This window comes from Pseudoalteromonas sp. NEC-BIFX-2020_015 (assembly GCF_012952265.1).
Lineage (GTDB): Bacteria > Pseudomonadota > Gammaproteobacteria > Enterobacterales > Alteromonadaceae > Pseudoalteromonas > Pseudoalteromonas neustonica.
Map to the genome: position 1 here is coordinate 1 of NZ_JABCJL010000065.1, position 1967 is coordinate 1967.

A 1967-nucleotide genomic window follows, 5' to 3' on the forward strand; every position below is an offset into this window, starting at 1 on the left:
TAAGAAAAACAGCCTGTTTTATGGGTTCCAAATGCATTACCTAATGCTTTAAAAACGCTTAGAGTTAATTACAGGAGCTCGTTTTTTAATTGAATTTGGCTGTTAGAGTTATTCTACAGCCTCGTTATAAACCCAAAGGGAATTCGGTGAAACTTAACCATACGTATCAAAATGTCATTGTAAATGAAGTACACGTAAAAAGAGTTGGAAGCGAATTCGAGATTACGTTTTCATTCAATGATGAAGCTGAGAATCTAAATGTTGTACTCAAGGGCATACGTGATACTGATAACATCAGTGACTTGTTAGAAGCGGATAGATTGTGGGTCGAAGAAAATGATACTAATCAAACTGAATTCGGTAACTTCACATTAGGTATTTCAAGTGAGTGCTACTCTGAAATATTCTTTGATTCAATGTGTTAAGGGCTTATAACACATATGAGCCTTAACTCTGTCAATAGGCATTAGTGTTCTTTTTGACCGTTTTTATACAGTGACGGTCAACTTCAAATCAATAAACAAATTCGTTTACTTCGTCTGTCGATGCGGCTGTTAAGCAAGTTGCTTACGGCAAACACATATAGAGGCTCTCTTATTGCGATCTCATCGCAGCCTATTTTTTTCCATATCCTTATGGATTTGTAGGGGCACTACGACTAAATGGATTTAGAAGGTAGAGCGAAGCAGGATGCCAGAGCCGAGACACTCATCGGTTAACCTAATCATGGCACTATTCAAGGCGGCTGGTTTCATCATTATGATCCAGTTAGTTTCAGGCTCAAGTCAGGTGTAAGCGACTTTGTTTATTGCAACGATGATGCGGAAACAACGATGATGCGGAAACAACGATGACACCCATCCTAAAGTTTGTATTTTTTATATTTTGCACTAACTTTTAATTAGTGCAAAATATAATCAGGGTGTCACATGGCAATTGCAAGAAAGCGTCAAATAAGTTTGGTTGATACAAAGTATTATCACTGTATTTCACGTTGCGTTCGTCGTGCTTTCTTGTGCGGTGAAGACCGTTTTACAGGGAAGTCTTTTGAGCATCGCAGAGGCTGGGTTGAAGATAACTGCACAGGACGATTCTGGGAAGGCCGCATCAAGTCACAAGCGCTTCTTGGTGAAGCATCATTGGCAGCCTGTATGGCATACGTTGATTTAAATCCTATCAGGGCCAAAATAGCAAACACGCCAGAAGAGTCATCACATACGGGTGTGCAAAAACGATTAGAAAGCGCAACAGAAGGCAAGCAACCAAAAAAACTATTGCGTTTTGCAGGCATGCCACGTCAAATCATGCCAAAAGGGCTACCGTTTGAACTTAAATCCTACCTTGAATTGGCTGAATTAACAGGGCGTTGTATTCGAGAAGGAAAACGCGGGTATATTGAAAGCACACATTTACCTTTACTAGAAAGGGTAAATATCTCCCCAGAAAACTGGTTGAAACTGACCACGCAATTTACGCGCGTATTTCATGGCGCAGTAGGTAGGACGACCTCACAAGGGAGTTACAGTGAACACTTGAACAGAAAACGGCGTAGCAATGTCAGTAACAGCGAAAAGCTACTGGCATAAAGTTAAAAGTCTTCAATAAAGAATTAAAACTGCAATCATGCAGTCATTTCCATGCGTGTAATTTAGGTTTAACAGTATAGGCGCTCGCTTAATGAGCGATGTGCGGGTGATGATATAAAAATAGATAAGTCTTCAGCCCAAAAGGGTAAACTTAGTAGCACAGTTTTATTTACTCAATTAAAGTGGCTGTCTAGTTATGTTAAAGCAATACAGTCTACTACGGGTGCTATCGCCACCAATATTCAAGAAGGACCAGATATAGATATGGGGATGTAAATAACTTCGGTATGAATGATAAAGATACAAAAATATTAAAGGTTGTTGGAGCTTTGACTGTTGCAAGCTTAATTGGATATCAAACATTATCTAGTTCATTTGATA

Annotated in this window: 2 protein-coding genes; both read left to right on the forward strand. The window is 39.3% G+C overall.

Annotation, left to right across the window (positions count from 1 at the left end):
* Positions 1-146: 146 nt before the first annotated feature.
* A complete protein-coding gene (locus HH219_RS21505) occupies positions 147-425 on the forward strand; it encodes a hypothetical protein (RefSeq protein ID WP_169328583.1) in 279 nt (92 codons plus the stop codon).
* A gap of 504 nt (positions 426-929) precedes the next feature.
* On the forward strand, positions 930-1586 hold the full coding sequence (locus tag HH219_RS21510; RefSeq protein WP_169328584.1) for a hypothetical protein: 657 nt from the start codon (positions 930-932) through the stop codon (positions 1584-1586).
* Positions 1587-1967 lie beyond the last annotated feature (381 nt).

Bases quoted from the DNA above. Each gene is read 5' to 3' on its own strand.
- HH219_RS21510 (WP_169328584.1), top strand. From the start codon at position 930: ATGGCAATTGCAAGAAAGCGTCAAATAAGTTTGGTTGATACAAAGTAT.